The organism is Microbacterium sp. 71-36 (assembly GCF_001898305.1).
In the GTDB taxonomy this organism is placed as follows: Bacteria; Actinomycetota; Actinomycetes; order Actinomycetales; family Microbacteriaceae; genus Microbacterium.
Genome location: NZ_MKTP01000001.1, coordinates 1,572,540 through 1,592,599 on the forward strand (window position 1 = coordinate 1,572,540; position 20,060 = coordinate 1,592,599).

At 69.3% G+C, this 20,060-nt stretch carries 11 protein-coding genes; all 11 read right to left on the reverse strand.

Annotation, left to right across the window (positions count from 1 at the left end):
- Positions 1-7: 7 nt before the first annotated feature.
- Complete coding sequence (locus BGO45_RS07565; protein ID WP_076494891.1) at positions 8-823, reverse strand: carbohydrate ABC transporter permease; 816 nt, start codon at positions 821-823, stop codon at positions 8-10.
- Positions 823-1,794: a carbohydrate ABC transporter permease gene (locus BGO45_RS07570; RefSeq protein WP_292692316.1), complete on the reverse strand. Its 972-nt coding sequence runs from the start codon at positions 1,792-1,794 to the stop codon at positions 823-825. Before BGO45_RS07570 ends, BGO45_RS07565 begins: the two co-directional genes overlap by 1 nt.
- Before the next feature lie 29 nt (positions 1,795-1,823).
- Positions 1,824-3,068: an extracellular solute-binding protein gene (locus tag BGO45_RS07575; RefSeq protein WP_292692318.1), complete on the reverse strand. Its 1,245-nt coding sequence runs from the start codon at positions 3,066-3,068 to the stop codon at positions 1,824-1,826.
- 97 nt (positions 3,069-3,165) lie between these two features.
- A complete protein-coding gene (locus BGO45_RS07580; protein ID WP_076494883.1) occupies positions 3,166-4,167 on the reverse strand; it encodes a LacI family DNA-binding transcriptional regulator in 1,002 nt (333 codons plus the stop codon).
- 161 nt (positions 4,168-4,328) lie between these two features.
- On the reverse strand, positions 4,329-8,495 hold the full coding sequence (locus BGO45_RS07585; RefSeq protein WP_292692320.1) for a LamG-like jellyroll fold domain-containing protein: 4,167 nt from the start codon (positions 8,493-8,495) through the stop codon (positions 4,329-4,331).
- Between the two features lie 384 nt (positions 8,496-8,879).
- Positions 8,880-13,490: a family 43 glycosylhydrolase gene (locus BGO45_RS07590; RefSeq protein ID WP_292692321.1), complete on the reverse strand. Its 4,611-nt coding sequence runs from the start codon at positions 13,488-13,490 to the stop codon at positions 8,880-8,882.
- Positions 13,491-13,780: 290 nt separating this feature from the next.
- On the reverse strand, positions 13,781-14,794 hold the full coding sequence (locus BGO45_RS07595; RefSeq protein WP_292692323.1) for a LacI family DNA-binding transcriptional regulator: 1,014 nt from the start codon (positions 14,792-14,794) through the stop codon (positions 13,781-13,783).
- Positions 14,787-16,322, reverse strand: coding sequence for a sugar ABC transporter ATP-binding protein (locus BGO45_RS07600; RefSeq protein WP_076494876.1), 1,536 nt, complete (start codon positions 16,320-16,322; stop codon positions 14,787-14,789). Before BGO45_RS07600 ends, BGO45_RS07595 begins: the two co-directional genes overlap by 8 nt.
- Positions 16,323-16,376: 54 nt before the next feature.
- Positions 16,377-17,390: a hypothetical protein gene (locus BGO45_RS07605; RefSeq protein ID WP_076494873.1), complete on the reverse strand. Its 1,014-nt coding sequence runs from the start codon at positions 17,388-17,390 to the stop codon at positions 16,377-16,379.
- The gene (locus BGO45_RS07610) at positions 17,390-18,433 is read right to left on the reverse strand and encodes an ABC transporter permease (RefSeq protein ID WP_076494870.1); all 1,044 of its coding nucleotides are present in this window, start codon (positions 18,431-18,433) and stop codon (positions 17,390-17,392) included. The genes BGO45_RS07605 and BGO45_RS07610 overlap by 1 nt, the downstream gene beginning before the upstream one ends.
- The gene (locus tag BGO45_RS07615) at positions 18,430-19,980 is read right to left on the reverse strand and encodes a sugar ABC transporter ATP-binding protein (RefSeq protein WP_076494867.1); all 1,551 of its coding nucleotides are present in this window, start codon (positions 19,978-19,980) and stop codon (positions 18,430-18,432) included. The genes BGO45_RS07610 and BGO45_RS07615 overlap by 4 nt, the downstream gene beginning before the upstream one ends.
- Between the last annotated feature and the right edge of the window lie 80 nt (positions 19,981-20,060).

A 20,060-nucleotide genomic window follows, 5' to 3' on the forward strand; every position in this document is an offset into this window, starting at 1 on the left:
TCGAGGGTCAGTCTTTGACGGCGCCGGCGGTCACACCGGCCGCCACGTAGCGCTGGGCGAGGATCAGGAGCACGGCGGCGGGGATGGATGCCACCACGGCGGTCGCCATGATCGCGTTCCACTCCTGGTTGTTGTTGCCGATGTACCGGTAGATGCCGATCGTGATGGGCTGGAGCTTGCCTCCGCTGTTCAGCGTCGAGGCGAAGATGAAGTCCGACCACGACCACAGGAACGCGAACAGCGAGACCGTGACGATCGAGTTGCGGCTCACCGGCAGCACGATCGAGCGGAAGGTTCGCCAGGTGCCCGCCCCGTCGATGCGGGCGGCCGCGAGCAGTTCGTCCGGGATGCCGCGCATGAACGCCGTGAAGATCAGCACGCCGAACGGCACCGCGAGCGTCGAATCGGCCAGGATGAGCCCCGGGATCGTGTTCAGGATCCCCGCGTTGAGGTAGATGGCGTAGAAGCCCATCGCCATGATGATCCCGGGGATCATCTGCGCGATGAGGAGCACGAAGCTGAGGGCGTTCCCGCCGCGCGGGCGCAGTTTCGCCAGCGCGTAGGCCGCCGGCGCCGACAGGGCCAGGGTGAGGATCACGGTCCCGACACCGACCACGAAGCTCGTCCCGAGGAACGGCAGCTGGTCGGAGAGCACCCGCTCGTACCCCTCGAACGTCGGGGTGAGCGGGAACAGATCCGGCGGGGACTTGCGCATGTCGCTCTGCGGGGTGAGCGAGACGTTGATCATCCAGTAGACGGGGAACAGCATGATCCCGGTCAGGACCACGCCGATGAGTGTGATCCACCACGGTCGACGTTTCATCACACCTCCAGACGGCGCTGCGCGCGGATGTAGATCAGCCCGAAGACGAGGGCGATGACGATGAGCAGGTTGCCGACGGCGGCCGCCGGGCTGAGGTCGGGCAGGGCCGAGCCGAATCCCAGCCGGTACGACCAGATGGCGAGGGTGGTCGAGCTGGTTCCGGGGCCTCCCCGCGTCATGATCCAGATGATGTCGAAGACCTTGAGGGTGTAGACCAGGCCGAGCAGGATCGTGATCGCCGAGACCGGGCGCAGCATCGGGAACGTGATGCGCCAGAACTTCTGCCACGCGTTCGCGCCGTCGATGGATGCCGCCTCGTAGATGTCGCCCGAGATGTTCTGCAGGCCGCTGTAGAGGATGACGAGGTTGAACGGGACACCGATCCAGATGTTCGCGATGAGCACGGACACGAGCGCCCACTGGGGCGACGTGAGCCAGTTGACCGGGTCGAGGCCGAGCGCGCTCAGGGCGGCGTTGACGACGCCGGAGTCGGAGTTGAGCATCCACGACCACGCCGAGGCCGAAACCAGCAGCGGGAGCAGCCACGGCACGAGGAAGAGCGCCCGCAGCGTCGCCGACAGCGGGAAGCGCTGGAAGAAGAACACCGCCAGCGCCATCCCGATGGAGTACTGGAAGAGGATCGAGACGAGCGTGAACGTCGCGGTGTTGGCCAGGGCCGGCCAGAACGTGGCGTCCTGGAAGACCGTGACGTAGTTGGCGAACCACACGAACGGGGCGTTGCCGTCGATGAACGAGCGGACGGTGTAGTCCCGCAGGCTGAGGTCGAGGTTGCGGTACAGCGGATAGGCGTAGAAGACGACCAGGTAGATCACGACGGGGGCGAGGAACGCCCACGCGGCCCACTGGCCCCGGTGCCGCGGACGGCGGCCCGGGGTGGGGAGGGCGGCGGTGACCGCCGCCCTCCCGGAATCGCCGGTGCCCGTCGATGCAGTGAGCTGCGTCGCGGTCATGTCGGCGTGCCCCTTTCGAGTGGATGCGATTACTTGGACGACACGGCCTGCTGGGCGGCCTTCAGCGCGTCCTGCGGCGACTGCGCACCGGTGAGGGAGTTCTGCACGGCGGTCCACAGCTGCTCGGAGATGACCGGGTACTTCGTTCCGAGGTTGTCTCCGGTGCGGGCCTTCGCGGCGTTGACGGCGGTGACCCACGGCTGGAGCGAGGCGTCGCCGGCGAGCTGCTCCTTCTGCGCCTCGGGGGTGGCCGCGACGTAGTTGAGGGTGTTGTCGGTCTTCACGACGTTGGCCGTGCTCGTGAGGCACTCGACGATCTTGGCCGAGGCCGCGTAGCGCGCGGAGTCCTTCTGCACCGGCAGCGTGAGGAACTCGCCGCCGGTCGGCGCGGGAGCCGCACCGCCCGTGGCCCCCGGGATGGGGATGACCTCGTAGCCGGCCTTCGCGGCTCCGGCCTTCTGCCAGGTGCCGTTCTCCGCGAAGCCGAAGTCGCCCGTCTCGAATTCCTGCCAGCTGGTGGTCTGGGTGTTGTTGATGACGGAGTTCGGCGCCCAGCCCTTCTTCACCCAGTCGGTCCACAGCTGGACGGCCGAGACGGCCTGCGCCGAGTCGAGCTTCGTGAGGTCGGCGCCGGAGCCCCAGAACCACGGGAGGAACTGGAAGCTGCCTTCCTCGGTGCCGATCCCCGAGAACGTGATGCCCTTCTTCCCGGACGCCACGACCTTCTCGATCGCGGCGTTCAGGGTCGTCCAGTCCGTGATGGAGGTCGGGTCGACGCCGGCCGCGGTCAGCACCTGCGGGTTGTAGTACAGCGCGAGGGTGTTGGCCCCGATCGGGACGCCGTACGTCTTTCCGTCGACCACCGAGGCGCCGAGGATGTTCTCGGCGACGTCGCCGACCTGGAGGCCGTTCTCGTCGGTCGCGGTGAGGATGCCGGCCTCGACCAGCGTCGAGACGGCCGGGTTGTCGATCAGCAGGATGTCGGGCGAGTCGCCCTGCTGCCCGGCGAGCAGGGCCTTGCTCGTCAGGTCGCTGGTGTCGAAGCCGGTGCGCTCGACGGTGACCCCCGCGTCTGCGGCGCAGGAATCGATGACCTTGGCCCAGTCGGAGCTGGCGTCGTACTGCGGGTACGGGTCCCAGAACGTGTAGGCGCCTCCGGTGCCGCTGCTGCTGTCGCCGGTGCCGCCACCGGCACAGCCGGCCAGAATGCCGACGGCCACGGCGCCGACGGCGACCGCGCCCAGAGCGCGGGTACGGGTGTTGTTCGTGCTCACTGCGATTTCCTCTCTGAAATGTGACTGCGTTGTCCTGCAGATGACGCGTTGAACCGGTTCGACGATGGGCGACGAGAACGGCACGCGTCCGCCGCCCTCAGGCGGTGCTCCCCCTGTCGGTGAGCTCCGGCTCGATGAAACCCACGACGGACGGACCGTGTGCGGGATCGGCGATGCGCCGGACCAGGTGCTGGACCGCCATGCGGCCGAGCCGGTCGGGGGAAGTCTCGACCGCCGTGTACGGCAGGAGGAAGGTGCGCCCGAAATCGCGCGAATACAGGCTGACGACGGAGAGGTCCCGCGGCACGACTGTTCCTCGCTCGTGGAGGACGGCGGGGAGGGCCGCGATCGAGGCGTCGTTGTGGACGATGAGCGCGGTCGCATCCGACCGCGTGTCCAGGATCGCGTTGAGGCTGCGCTCGATGCCGGGCGACTGGGATTCGCCGTAGTACGGATGGAGACGGATGCCGTATCGCGCTGCGCGCTCCAGGGCGGCGTCGCGGAATCGCCACGCGTACGCTCCCCCGCGCTCGAACACGTGGCGCGGCGGCGAGACCAGCAGGATGTCGCGGTGCCCGAGACCGTAGAGGTGGTCGACGATGATCCGCGCGGCCTCACCGAAGTCGAGGTCGAAGACGTCCAGGCCCTCGGTGTCGCGCGGCAGGCCCACCAGCGCACCGGGCTGACGTGCCTCACGCAGCGCGGCGAGTCGGGGGTCGTCGTGGGTCACGTCCAGAAGCACGACGCCGTCGACCATGTTCGACGACGTGATGCGTCGAACGGCGCCGGGGCCGTCGCCGTCGGTGACCATGAGGATGTCGTAGCCCAGCTCCCGCGCGGCGTTCGAGACCGCCAGGATGTACTGCAGCATCGCGGGCGGGAACTCGTCGTCGTGGAACTGCAGGAGCAGCCCGAGGACCATGGTCTGCGAGGTCGCGAGGGCGCGCGCGCCCGCGTTCACGGTGAAACCGAGCTCGGCGATCGCGGCGTCGATCCGCTCGCGCGTTTCTCGGGAGATCGGCCGGTTGCCCGACAGGGCGTAGGAGACGGTGCTGCGGGAGACGCCCGCAGCCTTCGCCACATCACCGATCGTGGTCATGTCGCGCCCCTTTCATCGTCGAACCGGTTCGATCATCGTAGCGCCGTTCTGCCCGGGGGAGCAAGAGCCATGTCGTCGAATACCTGTCATTCTGACCCGGAATCACCCGAGCCACGACAGAACCCCCGCGACGGCTGTCGCGGGGGTTCTGTCGGTCACGCTCAGTCGGCGCTGCGACCGCGCCGGCGTGAGATCAGGCCGGCGCCGACGGCGATGGCGAGAGCGCCCGCCAACACCGCCCCGAACCCGGCGAAGGCACCCCCGGTGGTCGCCAGCGATCCAGCGTTCGAACCCGCGGAGGACGCTCCCCCGCCGCTTCCCGACCCGGTCGACCCCGTGCCCCCACCGGCCCCGGAGCCGCCGCCGGTGCCCGGATCGGCCGCGGTGACCGACAGCGCGGTCGACGCGGTGCGGCCGGAGTCAGCCCCCGTGGCCACCAGTTCGTGGTCGCCGACCGGCGCCGTGCCCGGGACGGTCACCGACGTCGAGAACGAACCCGCGGCATCCGCGGTCGCCTCTCCCAGGACGATCACGTCGGAGTGCAGCTCCAGGGCGACCTTCTCGTTCGGGGCGAAGCCGGAGCCCGACACCGACACGGTGCCGCCCTGCGCGACCGACGTCGCGTCCACGCTCACCGTCGCCACCACCGGCGGGGCGTCCGCGGGACGCAGCGCGGTGAAGGTGAGGCGGTCCAGGTTCGGCGCCCACTGCGAGCGCAGTCCCAGGGTCGGGAACCGCTCCGAGATGAAGGTGGTGCCGTTGAAGTCCGGCGCCTCCTTCGAGGCGAACGAGACGGTGTTCTCCCCGGCCCGCAGGTCGACCGGGACCGTGAGCTCCCAGAACTGGTTGGCGTTGTAGCTCTGCGGGAACAGCACCTTCTGAACGGTCCCGCCGTTGACCGATATGTCGGCACGGCGCGCCACCGGGTCGGGGTTGTAGTGCGATGCGGGCGACTGCTCCTCGTTGGAGTAGCGCACCGTCATCGCGTAGGTGCCCGCCTCGGCGACCGTGACCTTCGTCGTGAGGGTGTTGGCGTTGTCCTGCGCGCCGCCGACGCCCACGACCGCCTTTCCACCGCTGGCGAGGGAGAGATCCTGCACCCGGGCGGACCCGCCGAGGACGCCGTCCTCGGCCTCGATCGTCTGGCTGGCCAGCACGCCCTCCGAGGGCTCGACCGCCACGCGGTCCACGGCCAGGGCGCCGCTGCCCCCGACGATCTCGACCTTGTTGATGCCGCCGACGAGGAACGCGGGGACCCGCGCGGTGTCGGAGACCTCGCCCAGTTCGACGTCGTTCACCTTCAGGATGCCGGTTCCCCCGCCGAGGGTCTTCACCTCGAGCGACTTCTCCGCGTCGTCCTTGCTGTACACCCAGAAGGTCGCCGACTGGCCCGCTGCGACGTCGACGTATCCGGAGCCCGAGACACCGGGCCGGTCGTACGACGCCGTGGTTCCGTGCAGGACGGCGTTCTCCGCCTCGTAGAGGGGCGTGTAGTCGGGGTTGGCGAGCGTCAGGTCGATCTTGTCGATCAGCGCGATGCCCTTTGTCTTCTTCGATCCGTCCAGGCTCTGCGAGGCGACCGTGATGGTGTGGCGCCCGCGGGTCAGCTCGACGGTGGTGTCGGTGTGGTTCCAGACGACCCACTTGTATCCCAGCTCGGCGTAGACCTCCTGCTCGGCGGCGTCGTCGACGCGCACGAACATGTTCACGGGGCCCTGCTCCTCGTTGCGGGGTTCCTTGTTGAACGCGTTCGCGAGGATGCTGAGGTCGTACGTGCCGTCCGCCGGCACGTCGACCTGGAAGTTCAGCGCGAGATCTCCGGTGGAGCCGTCGCCCGACGCCTCCCCCGTGATGTTGCCGACGTTGCGGTTGCCCGACGTGTAGAACTTCCCGACATCGGCCGGCGACCCCTCGTAGTTGACGAAGTGGCCTCCGCCGGTGAACGGCGCATCCTCCGCCTCGTAGACGCCGCGCCACGACACCGGGGACTTCGCCGGGCTGGTGGTGTCCGTACCCGGGGTCACGATGACCTCGTACGCGGAGTCGGTGCCGAGCGCGGGCAGATCGCCCTGGCCGAACTGCAGGCTCAGCGAACCCTCGACGATCGGGGCGTCGAACTCGGCGACCGTCTGCGGTTCGCCGGAGTCACCGATCTGACCGGTCCAGCGGATGTCGCGCACCTGGACGTGGGCCGAGCCGCCGAGGTAATCGGGCAGGCGATCGAAGTAGACGCTCTGATCGCCCGTGCTGCCTCCGAAGAGCGCGTGCACCTTCTGGTTCGCGTCATCGACGGTCGCCACGCCCTGGAGCGTGTAGCTCTGACCGGGCTGCGGCGGGTGCACCGTCACGGTGTCCCCGGTCATGTTCCCGTACGCGTTCAGCAGCCACCACTGCCCGTTGCCGCGGTTGGACTGCACGGCGGAGTCGCTGAGGTTGCCGTCGATGTTCCAGTAGGCGATGTCGGCGTCGATCTTGGAGTCCTCGATCGCGGAGATCCACTGGATCATCTGCGCCGGAACCGAGGTGTGGTAGTTGAAGGCGTACTCGTTGACGTTGATCGGGAGATGCGTCCCCGCCCACTTCGTGCCCGCGAACAGCTCGTCCTCCCATCCGCGGTAGCGGGCGACCGAGTCGCGGATCGTCGCGGGGTTGCTCAACTCGTGCCACGTGAAGACCGCGGGGACGGTGTCGTTCGCGATGGCGTGCTGCAGGAACCCGTACGTCTGGTTGAACAGGATGCTCGTGTTCGGGCCGCTGACACGGGCGTCGGGCATCTTGTCCTTGATGATCCGGTACGCGCGGTCCCACGCGCTGAAGAAGCGAGCCGGGTCGTCCAGCCAGCTCTGGCCCCAGAAGGACTGGCCGCCGTTGCCGTACATGTTGCCCTCGGGCTCGTTGAACGGCACGAACACGATGCGCTTCTGGTACTCCGCGGGGAGCTGGAGCACCTGGTCGACCTGCGCGCCGATCGAGTCGAGGAACCAGGCCTCCTTCTCGGCGCCGCTGTCTCCGGGCACCTCGTACGGGAAGCCGCGGTTGATGTCGGTCATGTAGATGTAGACGTCGCCGTTGGACGAGTCGGCGAGCGGCTTCACGACCTCGAGGGCGTCGGCGCCCGGGTGCTGCGGGCCGTCCTGCGCCTTGGTCGACACGGTGCGCAGTTGGATGCCGTCGATCAGGTTGTTCGAGGGCAGACCGGGGCCGTAGAGGCCGTAGAGGGTTCCGGAGGCCCCTCCCATGAAGGCGCCCGTGCGGTCACCGACGTCGATCGAGAACTCGCCGGGAGTCGTGACGCGCACGGTCGCGGTGACCGCGGTGTCGGTGCCGTCGACGGTGCCCTGCACCGTGAAGACGCCGCGCTGCGCGTAGGCGGACGCGGGGACGTCGGCCCAGGTGACGGGCGCGAGTCGCTGCTGCCCGTCGTCGAACTCGGCTTTCACGCCCGGGAGCTGCGGCGCGGCACCGATGTCGGTCTGCACCGTCACGCTCGTCTCCAGCACCCGGGTGAGCTGGGGCGCGGCATCCCCCGCGAGCGCGCGCACCTGACCGGCGGTGAGCGCGGTGTCGTACACCTGGAAGTCGTCGATCGCGCCGGCGAAGAAGGGGTGTACCCCGGTCCAGAAGGGCTGCCCGATGTAGCCCGAGTCGGGCGAGGACGCGCCGAAGAGGGCGCTGGAGACATCGGCGCCGACGGCGGTGCGAGCGACTTCGAGCCCGTCGAGGTAGTACACCAGCGCTCCGGCGTCGATCGTCGTGGTCACGAGGTGCCACTCGCCGGAAGGGAGCGCCGTCGATCCTGCGGCACCCGCCTCGCCCTGGCTGGTGGGCTTCACGCTGGAACGGGCCTTGTCGTCGCCCTGGAACCGCGGCGTGTAGAACGCCGCGCTGTCCTTGTCCTTGCCCAGCGTGTAGAGCCACTGGAAAGCGTCACCGCCGTCCCACTTGACCCAGGACGAGATGGTGGTGGAGGTCAGCCCCTGGAACAGACCCGAGGGGACGGTGATGAACGGCGCGGTCGTCGAACCTGCGGCCCCGCCGGAGAGGTGGAGGGCCTTCCCCCCGGCCGGTCCGTCGACGAGCTGGGCGGAGCCCGGGTTGGCCAGCACGCCGTCGCGCCCCTTGCCCGACTCGTCCTTCACCGTTGCCGTGACGGATGCCGCGGCGTCGAAGTCGTAGTCGAGGATCACGTGGCTGCTCGCGTCGTCGGCGGGGGCCGCTTCGGCGAGAGGTACGTGGACGGGGGAACCGACGGCGAGGGCGGCGACGGCCAGCCCTGCCGCAACGGTGGCGATGGGCGCGCGGGCGGCGCGCCGTCGAGTCGACCTCATGGAACTCTTCTCTCGTCGTTGAGTGGGGTCACCGGGATTTTGCGTCGAATCGGTTCGACACACGGTAAACGGGAGACTCGTCCGCCGTCAAGGGGGATGCCGCATGTCACGTGCCCCCGGCTGCGACGACGGTGCTCGGACGAACGCCCGGCGGCACCCCCGCACCCGCCGCCACCCTCGCAACCGCCGCCACCCCCGCAGCCGCCGCCACCCCCCAGCGCGATAAACGCGGTCCGCGCCCAGAAACGCGCTCTCCCCGCGTTTCTCGGCGTGGATCGCGTTTATCGGTGAGGTGACACCGGTCCACTCGAAGGGGTGGGGCGAGAACAGAAGGAGCCCGGATGCCATGGCATCCGGGCTCCTCCCGTTCCGATCGTCAGACGATCACGAGACCGTGCGTCGCGGACGACGCAGGGTCCACACCACTCCTCCCGCCACGAGCAGGAAGGATGCCAGCAGCGCCGCCCCGAGCGGAGCCTGCGCCCCGGTCGCGGCGAGCTGGCCCGCGGCCACCACGGTGATCGGGATCGTGCGGATCACGTTCCCGTCGGCGCCGAACACCACGATCGTGTGGCTGCCCGCGGCGAGGTTGCCGGGGATCTGCACGTCGAACGTGACACGGCCGCTCGCGTCGGCGGCGGGGATGCCGGCGATGCGGATGGGGTCGCTGCGCAGCTCCGCGGTGACCTGCTCACCCGCTGCCAGACCCGTCACCGTCACGCGCACGATCCCCCCGCGCTCGACCGTGGTGGTCGAGACCGACACCGACGGGGCGGCATCCGGGGTGCTCGTGGGCGAGGCCGTCGGGGTCGGCGTGCCCGTGGGCTCGGTCGTCGGCTCCGGCGTCGCGGTGGGCGTGGCCGTCGGCGTCGCCGTGGGCGTGGCCGTCGGGGTCGGCGTCGGGGTCGGCTCCGTCGTGTCGGGAACCTCGCGCGGCGCGACGCTCGACAGGGTCGGCTTCACGGCCTGGAACAGCCCGTCCGGGCCGATCTCGAGGCGATCGATGGTCGTCTCGCGGTTCGTTCCACCGCCGCCCGGGATCGCGAACCGGTGGTACGCGATGTACCACTCGTCCGTGCCCGGCACGGTGATGATCGAGCTGTGTCCCGTGCCGAGGATGCCCTGCGAGGTGTCCTTCGAGAGGATCACGCCGCGGTACGTCCACGGGCCGTCGATGCTCGCCGACGTGGCGTAGCCGACGCGGTAGTCGGCCGAACCGGTGTCGTCGATCGAGTACGTCAGGTGGTACAGACCGTCGCGGTAGTTCACGAACGTCCCCTCGCGGAAGTCGTTCAGACCCGAGATCGGCTTGATCGTGCCCGCCTTGATGCTCTTCATGTCATCGGACAGTTCGCCGTAGACCGGGTTGCCGTTGCCCCAGAACAGGTAGTACTTCCCCGTCTTCGGGTCGTGGAACGCCGCCGGGTCGATCGCCTGTCCGCTGTGGACGCTCTCACCGTTGGTGATCATCGGCTGAGCGTCCGCGGTGAACGGCCCCTCGGGGCTGTCGGCGACCGCGACACCGATCTCCTTGCGGTTGTCCTGCGGGTTGTGACCGCTGAAGTAGAAGTAGTACTTCCCGCCCTTCTCGATGATCGTCGGAGCCCACGCGTTGCCGGTCGCCCACGGGACGTCGCCGTTCGCGCCGTCCAGCGTCAGGAACGGCTTGTCGGACCGTGTCCAGTCGACGAGGTTCTTGGACTTCCACACGTAGAACGTGTTGCCGCCCCAGCCGGGGACCCCGTCGGTGGTCGCGTAGATGTAGTACGTGTCACCGAACACCGCGATGTTCGGGTCGGCGTACAGGCCCGGCAGGACCGGGCTCTTCATCTCGACCGCCTTCAGCGTCCAGACCACATCGGCCTGCCCGTCGGTCTTCAGCGTGACCGTGACCGGCGTGCTGAGGTTTCGGACCGTGCCCGATGCCGGGGTCGCCGTCGTGCCGGATGCGGTCGTGAACGTCGGGCGCAGCTTCGTCAGGTCGGTGCCCGGCACGACGGGGAACAGCACCGTGCGGTTCTCGGCGTCGACGATCGGGGCGACCTTGAGCGCCGCGGCATCCTGCAGGCCGACCTCGGTGATCAGCCCCGGGTTCTGGGCCGCGACCTCGTCCGGGCTCAACGCGCGGTTGTAGAGCGCGAACTCGCGCATCTGACCGCGGAAGAGGTTGTCGTCGTTGTACACGGACTTGCCGAGGTAGTTCGCCAGGGTCGTGCCCTTGCCGATGTCCCCCGGTCGGACCGTGACGTTGGTGTTCTCGGCGACCTTCTGGCCGTCGAGGTACAGCCGCGCGGTGTTGCCGCTCAACGTATACGTCAGGTGCACCCAGCGGTCGCGCGGCAGGGCGCTGGCGGCGGACGCGTTCTGCTCGCCCGTCCAGTTGCCCGTGGTGAGCGCGCCGCGGTACTGGCCGTTGCCGGTCGAGAACAGGTACCCGTTGCCCTTTCCGTCTCCGCCGGTGTTGCCGAAGGCGTACAGGAAGTACGGGTTCTTCTGCGCCGCGTCGATCCGCACCTCGGTGTCGACGGTGAAGTCGGTGACACCCGCCAGCACGTTGTCGGGCAGATCGACGTAGTCGTTGCTGCCGTCGAAGGTCAGCGCATCGTCCGAGAACGTCGCCCCGCCCTGGATCTGCGCGTCGCGGCCCGCACCGGAGCGGTCGTGCAGCGTGGCGCCCGAACCGTCGGTGAAGTCGTAGCGCAGGACCTCGCCCTTGTCGTTCGCCGTGACCGGGGTCACGCCGGGCTCCGTGACGATGTTCTTCCGCAGGGCCGCGAGCTCCTCCGCGGTCACGGGCATGACGGTGCCGTGGCGCGGGCTGCTCGGGAGCTTGTAGCTCGCCGGGACCTGCCAGTTCGGGTTCGCGATGTCGGTGGTGGCCAGCGGGATGTACCCGCGCCCGCCGTACTCGTCGACGAACAGGTAGTACTTGTCGCCGTTGACGTCGCCCGGGTTGGACTTGAAGATGCTCGGGCCTTCCACGGCACCTGTGCCGGCGTTCTTGCCGATGCACGACGTGACCTGCGTCCAGTCCTTCAGCGGAGCGGTCAGCACCGCGGAGCTCTCCTGGATGATGTCGCTGCAGCCGGTGGTCCCGGCGCCCTCATCCTTCGTGAACCGCTGGTAGACGCCGTTCGCCTTGATGACGGTCGAGTCGATGCGGGAGATCCCGCCCTGCCAGACCTGCGGCGCGCTGAAGGTCACGAAGTCGCGCGTGGTGGCGTACATCATGCTGTTGGGCACGTTGGCGGTGTGATTCGGGTCATCCGCCGGGTAGATCTTCGAGGCCCAGAACACCACGTACTGGCCGAGGCTCTCGTCGTAGTACGCCTCCGGCGCCCAGGTGTTGCCGGCGGTGTCGGGCGAGACCCGGACGTGCCGCTGGTCGCTCCAGTTCACGAGGTCGTGCGACTCCCACACCTCGATGTACTTCGAGCCGATGGTCTGCGAGTCACCCCACGAGGTGCCACCGCCGATCGAGAGGTCGGTGGCGATCAGGTAGAACGTGTCGCCCTCGGGAGAGCGGATGATGAACGGGTCGCGGAGGCCCTTCTCCCCGTACTTCGAGGTGAGGGCGGGCTTGCCGCCGTTGAGCTCGGTCCACGACAGCGCGTTGTTGCCGTTGCTCGCGGCGAAGTAGATGTTCTCGCCCTCGATCGTGTTCCCGGTGAAGTACGCGAAGGTGTAGCCCTCGAAGGCACCGAGGTGCACGGCCTTGCGGACGTTCACGGCGATGTCGCGCGTGCGGGTCGCCGAGCCCTTCGTCACGGATGCCGTGAGCGTGACGGTCGTGTCGGCCTCCTGGCGCGCGACGACGCCCGTGGCGGAGACCACCGCGGGGTTCGAGCTCGTCCACGTGACGGGCAGACCGTCCGCCGTCGTCGGCAGCGTCAGATTGCCGCGCGCATCGTCGGCGTTGACCACCGTGATCGCGTCGACGGCGCGCTGCGCCGCTCCCGCGTCATCGGGGACGGCCAGCACGGTGGCGGTGAAGCCGGTGCTCTGCGTCGCGGTTCCGCGGGTGAGAGTGGCCGTCAACGTGACCGTGGCGTCCGCCTGTCCGGCGGCGGGGCGCGTGACCGTGCCCGTGGACGACACCACCGCGGGGTTCGACGACGCCCACGAGATGCTCGATCCGTTCGTGCCGCCGGCCGGCAGCGCGATGTCCGAGGTCACGGCGCTCAGGTCGCCGAGGCCGAGGGCGGCCTTGTCGCGGGCGACGCGCTGCTCGTCGGTGGGGACGAGCGTGGTCACCTCGTCGGCGGAGAGGGCCCGGTCGTACATGCGGAAGTCGCGGAGGCTGCCCGCGAGACGCCGGTCGGGGGTGTAGTTCGAGCGGCCGAGGTAGTTGGCGGTGGTCTTGCCGCCACCGATCGAACCGGGGGTGGTGGTGGTGTTGGTGTTCTCGGCGACCTTGACGCCGTCGAGGTACAGGCGCGAGGTCTTGCTGCCCGCGTCGAGGGTGTACGTGAGGGTCTTCCAGACGCCGCGGTCGAGATTCGCCGAGCCGCGGGTCTCCTGCTCGGTCGACCAGTTGCCGCTGGCGATGCCGGTGCGGGCCGGGTTGCCCGTGGCGAACAGGTAGCCGTTGCCGTACCAGTCCGTGGTGTTGCCGAGACCCCAGATGAAGTAGTTGCCCGACTGCTCCGGGCGCACGAGCACGTCGGTGCTGACGGTGATGGACGAGAGCCCCGCGAGGATGTCGTTGGGAACGCTCACATAGTCATCGGCGCCGTCGAGTCGGACGCCGTCGCCGCCGGTCAGCGAGGGTCCGCCGACGTAGGCGGCGTCGCGACCGTTGCCGGAGGCGTCGTGGGCGACGGTCCCCGAGGTCTCGTCGAGCGGGTAGGAGACGACCAGTCCGCTCGTGGGTGTCGCCGCATCTGCGGCCAGGGGGACGGCGATCGGCGCCGCGACGAGCGCGGCGACGACCGGGACGGCGAGCGCCCAGGACGGGAGACGGCGGGGGAGCGCCGTCCGGGGGAGTGTAGGCACGGGGGTGCGGGTCCTCTCGTGAATGCGACATTGCATGAGTCGACGACAACGACGACTGACGCGATGTTAGCGCTCACAGTGCGGTACTCGCCAGCATGTGACGCGAACCGACCGCCTGAGAGCGATCCCACGCTTTTTCACTGCGGGACGGATCCGGTTCGATGTCCATGACGCGCGGACGCGCCCTCGCGGCATCCGCGTGTCGTGGACACCGAACCTCGGCGCGGGGGCGCAGAGGGAGACACCGAGCGGCGACGTCGGCGCCGCCGGAGACGCCCGAAGGCTCGGCGTCAGGGGCGCAGCGGCGCCGAATCGCGCAGGACGAGACGCGTCGGCAACGGGGTGCTCTCGCTGACGGTGTCGGGCTCCTCGACCATCAGCAGCACCTTCTGCATGAGGATCTCCCCCAGCGCGGCGAAGTCCTGGCGCACGGTGGTGAGCGACGGGAAGAGGAACGGCGCCTCCGGGACGTCGTCGAAACCGACCACCCCGATGTCCTCCGGCACCCGCAGCCCGCGCTCGCGCAGCGCCGACAGCACACCGATCGCCATGTGGTCGTTCGCGACGAAGATCCCCTCGCCCGGCGCGATGTCGGTCTCGGTCGCGATCCGGTAGCCGCTCGCCGCCGACCAGTCGCCGTGGACGGGAGGCGTGGACTGCGCGCGCGCGGAGGCGATCTCCTCGCGCCACCCGCGCAGACGCTCCACCGCGTCGGGGTTGCGGGCCGGACCGGCGATGTGGCGCACCGTCGTGTACCCCGACTCGAGCAGGTGTCGCACCGCCGCCCGCGCCCCGCGATACTGGTCGATCGCGACGAGGCGCGGGTGGGGGCGGCTGGTCGTGGCCGCGGCGACGATGGGGACGTCGATCTCGATCGCCTGCACCGCCGCCAGCACCTCGACGTCGACGACGATGAGCACGATGGCATCCACGCGCTGCTTCAGGAGCCCGTCGATCGCGGCACGGACGGCGGCCACGTCGTTCTGGGGCGAGCTGATCGCGTCGACGTTGTAGCGGGCGGCGCGGGCGGCGAAGTTGAAGTTCGTCGCGATCGAGGTGGGGCCGTAGTCGACCGTGCCCGGAGTGACCAGGCCGATCGTGCGGGTGCGCCGCGTGACCAGGGCCCGCGCCGCCGGCGACGGGCTGTACCGGAGCTGCGCGATGGCCTGCTCGACGCGCGCCCGCGTCGCCGGACGGACGTTCGGCATGTTGTTCAGGACGCGCGAGACCGTCTGATGCGAGACACCTGCCAGGCGGGCGACATCGAAGATGTTGGCGGTCCGGGATGCCTTGTCCTCAGCCATCGGAGACCCCCTCCTCCCCCGCGGCCGGCTTGGCCACGAGGGCGAGGAGGGCGTCGGAGGTGAGTTCGGCGGCGGGGAGGATCTGCGCGAGCACGCCGTCGCGCATGACCGCGACCAGGTGCGCGACGCGCAGCACCTCGTCGAGTTCGGCGGAGATGTAGACGATCGCGAGGCCGTTGTCGGACAGCTCGCCCACCAGGCGCTGGATCTCGGCCTTCGCCCCGACATCGATGCCGCGCGTGGGCTCGTCGAGCACGATGACCCGAGGCGAGAGCGCGAGGAGGCGCGCCAGCAGCACCTTCTGCTGATTGCCGCCGGAGAGCGTGGCGACGGGGCGGTCGATGTCGGCGGGGCGGATGTGCAGCGCCTCCACCCAGCTCGTCGCGAGCTCCCGACGCCGCGCCGTGCTGAGGCGGTGGAAGATCCCGCGCTGCGCCTGGAGGGCCAGCGTGATGTTGTCGAGGACGCTGAGGTCGCCGATGATCCCCTCGGTGCGCCGGTTCTCCGAGGAATACGCCACGCGTCGGCGGATCGCCTCGCGGGGCGACCCGAGCCTCACCGGCTCGCCGTCGATGCGCACCTCGCCGCCGTCGGGGTGGTCGACGCCGGTCAGGGCTCGCGCCAGTTCGCTGCGTCCCGACCCCAGGAGCCCGGCGACACCGATGACCTCGCCCTCGGCGATGTCGACGTCGGCGTCGCGCAGTCGGGACCCGGATGCCAGACCCCGCGCGCTCACGATCGACGGCCCCTCTGCGGGCTCGGGCGAACGCTGCCCGAGCGGCGCGAGGGCGTCGGCGGCGGCCCCGAGCATCTTCTCGACGAGGTCGATGCGGAGGAGCTCACGCGTGCCGTACTCCCCCACCAGTCGCCCGCCGCGGAGGACCGTGACGCGATCGCAGATCTCGTAGACCTGGTCGAGGAAGTGCGAGACGAAGACGATCGCGATCCCCTGCGTCTTGAGATCGCGGATGACCCGGAAGAGCTCGGCGACCTCGTCGGCATCCAGGCTGGAGGTCGGCTCGTCGAGCACGAGCACCTTCACCTCGATGGAGACCGCGCGGGCGATCGCGACGAGCTGCTGGATGGCGAGGGGGTGGGTGGACAGCACCGACGACGGGTCGACGTCGACGCCGAGCGACGCGAGGGCCTCGGCCGCGCGATCGCGCATCGCGCGGTGATCGATCATCCCGAACCGCCGCGGCTCGCGTCCGAGCGAGATGTTCTCGGCGACGGTGAGGTTCGGAAGGAGGTCGATCTCCTGGTAGACGGTGGAGATCCCGACCGCCTGCGCATCCGCCGGGGTGGAGAACTGCATCGCACGACCGTCGAGGAGGATCTCCCCCTGGTCGAGACGCAGTGCCCCCGTGATCGCCTTGATCAGCGTCGACTTGCCCGCGCCGTTCTCTCCCATGAGCGAGTGCACCTCACCGGGGCGCAGGCGGAAGTCGACGTCGGCGAGGGCGGACTCGACGCCGAAACGCACCGTCGCCCCGCGAACCTCGAGGAGGGGCGGGGCAACGGTGGACATGGGGTCAATCATGCCCGCGCGACGCTCGTCGCGCGCGCATCCTGCGCGGGCGCGTCATTTGGAGAGCGCGGACCGCGACACGATGATCCGCTGGACCACCACGAACACCAGCAGCAGCGCTCCGACGGTGATGCGTGTCCAGGACTGCTCGGCGCCCGAGAAGGAGATGATCGTGCGGATCAGGCCGTAGACGAAGACACCGATCATCGAGCCCAGCACGAACCCGCTCCCACCCGTCAGCAGGGTGCCGCCGATGACGACCGCGGCGATCGTGTCGAGCTCGGTCCCGACGCCGTTGAGGGGGTAGCCGGCGCCGGAGTACGCGGTCAGGACGATGCCCGCGAGCCCCGCGCACACGCCGCTGATGACGTAGACCGACAGCTTGGTGCGCACGACGGGCAGGCCCATGAGCCGCGCCGACTGCTCGTTGCCGCCCACCGCGTACACGGTGCGCCCGAACCGGGTGAAGCGGAGCACGAACGCGGCGAGCGCCACGGTGAGCAGCGCGATGATCCCCGTCGGGGTGATGTACCACCCGGCGAACGAGAAGCGGGTGGACTGCAGCCACAGCAGTCCCTCGTTGTCGACCTTGATCGACTGCAGGCTCACCACGAACGCGAGGCCGCGGGCGAGGAACATGCCGATCAGCGAGGCGATGAACGGTTGCACGTCGAAGAACTGCACGAGCACGCCGATCAGCAGACCGATCGTCGCGCCGATGAGGATCATCGCCGGAACCGCGACCGCGACGGGGACCCCCTGCGAGAGCAGGCTGGCGCACAGGATGCCGGTGAAGGCCATGACTGCACCGACGGAGAGGTCGATGCCGCCCGTCAGGATGACGAAGGTCATGCCGACCGCGAGCACCAGCAGGTACGCGTTGTCGAGCAGGATCGACGACAGGATCCGCGGCAGCTGGAAGTTCGGGAAGTACGCCATGGACCCCGCGATCATGATCAGCAGGATCGCGATCGCGGCGAACACCGGGATCCACGAGACGTGGCGGCTGAGGAATCGGCGGTACGTGGTCGGGGCGACGGGGCCCCGCTCAGCGGTGAGAGTGGCCATCAGGACAGCACCTTTGCGTCAGGACGTCGGGTGAGGGGACGCAGGGCGGAACGGCCCGCGGTCTGGAAGAACGCGCGGAACCGGCGCGACTGCAGCAGCACGACGATCAGCACGGCCGCGGCCATGAAGACCGGGCTGACGGCCGGCGGAACACCCAGGAAGGTGATCGTGCTCTTGAGCGTCTGGATCGTGAACACGCCGACGACCGTGCCGGCCAGGCTGAACTTGCCACCGGCGAGCGAGGTGCCGCCGAGGACCACCGCGAGGATGGCATCCAGTTCGATGTAGAGACCTGCGGCGTTCGCGTCGGCGGCCATGATGTTCGAGCTGTAGAGGATTCCCGCCATGCCCGCGAGCGTGCCGCTGGCGATGTAGGCGCCCCAGATGATGCCGCGCGAGCGGACTCCCGCGAGGCGGCTCGCCTCGGGGTTGATGCCGACCGCCTCGGTCAGCATGCCCAGCGCGGTGCGTCGCTCGACGATGCCGACGACGATCACCGCGGCGATCGACACGTAGAAGGCGAACGGGAGCCCCAGGACGTATCCCTGCGCCATGAACTGGTACGGGTCGCTGTTGATCGTCGTGATGAAGCCCTTGGTGATGAGGAGGGCGACGCCGCGGCCGGCGAGCATGAGCACGAGGGTGGCGATGATGGGCTGGATGCCGAGCACCGAGACCAGGAAGCCGTTCCAGACGCCGAGCAGCAGGGCGCTGCCGACCGCGGCGGCGATGGCGATCATGACGACGCCCAGGTTGCCCGGGTCGGGCGAGGCCTCGATGATCGTCAGCGCCACGGCGCCGGAGACCGCCATGATCGCTCCGACCGACAGGTCGATGCCACGGGTGGCGATGACGAGAGTCATGCCCAGCGCGACGAGCATGAGCGGGGCGCTGTTGCGCAGGATGTCGATCAGCGACCCGTAGAGCTGCCCGTTCTGCACCGTGATGCTGAGGAACGACGGCCGCGAGATCGTGTTGACGGCGATGAGCGCCACGAGGGCCGCGATGGGCCACACGAGGCGGTGCGAAAGGAACTTCTTCATGCGATCTTCTCCCGATCGGACGACGTTGTCTCGGGCTGCCCCTCGGCGATGTAGGCGACCAGACCGTCGAGGTCGACGTCCTGGGTGGCCAGCTCGCCGATCTTACGACGGTCGCGCAGCACCGCCACGCGCTGCGCGATGCGCAGCACCTCCTCCAGCTCGGAGGAGATGAACACCACCGAGAGGCCCTTCTCGGCGAGTTCGGCGACCTTGCGCTGGATGTCGGCCTTCGCGCCGACGTCGATGCCGCGGGTGGGCTCGTCGAGGATGAGCAGTTCCGGCGCGGTGGCGAGCCAGCGGGCCAGCAGCACCTTCTGCTGGTTGCCGCCGGACAGGTTGCGGATGAGCGCGTTCGGGTTCGCGGGACGCACCCCGAGCGCGGTGATGTACTCGTCGACGATCGCCTGCACCTCGGCGGCGCCGAGCTTGCGCAGTGCGCCGCGGCGGGCCTGGACGCCGAGGATGATGTTCTCGGCGACGGTGAGGTCGCCGACGATGCCTTCGGCGCGGCGGTCCTCGGACGAGAAGGCGATCCCGCGGTCGAGCGCGTGGCGCGGAGAGCCGAGACGCGAGGGGGACCCCCCGACCTCGACCTGGCCCTGATCGGCGCGATCCGCGCCCGCGATGAGACGGGCCAGCTCCGTCCGGCCCGAGCCCAGGAGTCCCGCCAGACCCACGATCTCGCCCGGGAAGACCTCGAGGTCGATCGGTTCGAGCGCGTTCTTGCGGGCCAGCGAGACGGCCTTCAGGACCGGGGTCCCGGAACGGTCGATCGGACGCTCGGCGCTGGCCGAGATGGCATCCAGTTCGCCGAGCTCGCGGCCGATCATCTTCGCGACGAGTTGTTCCCGACTGAGCTCCGCGATCGGGTACTCCCCCACGAGCGTGCCGTTGCGCAGCACCGTCAGGCGGTCGGAGATCTCGTAGATCTGGTCGAGGAAGTGCGAGACGAACAGGATGGCCACACCCCGGTCGCGCAGGCTCCGCACCACGGCGAACAGCTGTTCGACCTCGCCCCGGTCGAGGCTCGAGGTCGGCTCGTCGAGGACGAGCACCGTCGTGTCCACGACCATCGCGCGGCTGATCGCGACGAGCTGCTGGATCGCGATCGAGTGGCTGGCGAGGATCGAGCGGGTGTCGATGTGCACACCGAGCTCGGCGAGCGCGGTCGCGGCAGCGGCGTGGGTGGCGCGCCAGTCGACCATGCCGGCGCGACGGATCTCGTTGCCGAGCATCACGTTCTCACCGACGGAGAGGTTCTGGCAGAGGTTGACCTCTTGGTAGACCGTGGCGATTCCGGCCGCCTGCGCATCGGCCGTGGAGCGGAACAGACGCTCCTCGCCCTGCACGCGGATGGAGCCGGAGTCGATTCCATAGACACCGGTGAGGGCCTTGATGAGGGTGGACTTGCCGGCGCCGTTCTCCCCCATGAGGGAGTGGACTTCGCCGGGATAGAGGGTGAAGTCCACGCCGTCGAGCGCCTTCACTCCGGGGAAGGAGATGCTGATGCCGCGCATCGCGACGACGGCGGAGCGTTCGGATGTCATGCTCGATCGCTTTCTCGGGGGATGAGTCGAGGGAGGGTGTGCGGGGCCGGAATCGGCCCCGCACACCCGGGGACGGACGC

Excerpts from the sequence above, each read along its gene's own strand:
- BGO45_RS07565 (WP_076494891.1), bottom strand. The coding sequence starts at position 823 with ATGAAACGTCGACCGTGGTGGATCACACTCATCGGCGTGGTCCTGACC.
- BGO45_RS07570 (WP_292692316.1), bottom strand. The coding sequence starts at position 1,794 with ATGACCGCGACGCAGCTCACTGCATCGACGGGCACCGGCGATTCCGGG.
- BGO45_RS07580 (WP_076494883.1), bottom strand. The coding sequence starts at position 4,167 with ATGACCACGATCGGTGATGTGGCGAAGGCTGCGGGCGTCTCCCGCAGC.
- BGO45_RS07585 (WP_292692320.1), bottom strand. The coding sequence starts at position 8,495 with ATGAGGTCGACTCGACGGCGCGCCGCCCGCGCGCCCATCGCCACCGTT.
- BGO45_RS07595 (WP_292692323.1), bottom strand. The coding sequence starts at position 14,794 with ATGGCTGAGGACAAGGCATCCCGGACCGCCAACATCTTCGATGTCGCC.
- BGO45_RS07600 (WP_076494876.1), bottom strand. The coding sequence starts at position 16,322 with ATGTCCACCGTTGCCCCGCCCCTCCTCGAGGTTCGCGGGGCGACGGTG.
- BGO45_RS07605 (WP_076494873.1), bottom strand. The coding sequence starts at position 17,390 with ATGGCCACTCTCACCGCTGAGCGGGGCCCCGTCGCCCCGACCACGTAC.
- BGO45_RS07610 (WP_076494870.1), bottom strand. The coding sequence starts at position 18,433 with ATGAAGAAGTTCCTTTCGCACCGCCTCGTGTGGCCCATCGCGGCCCTC.
- BGO45_RS07615 (WP_076494867.1), bottom strand. The coding sequence starts at position 19,980 with ATGACATCCGAACGCTCCGCCGTCGTCGCGATGCGCGGCATCAGCATC.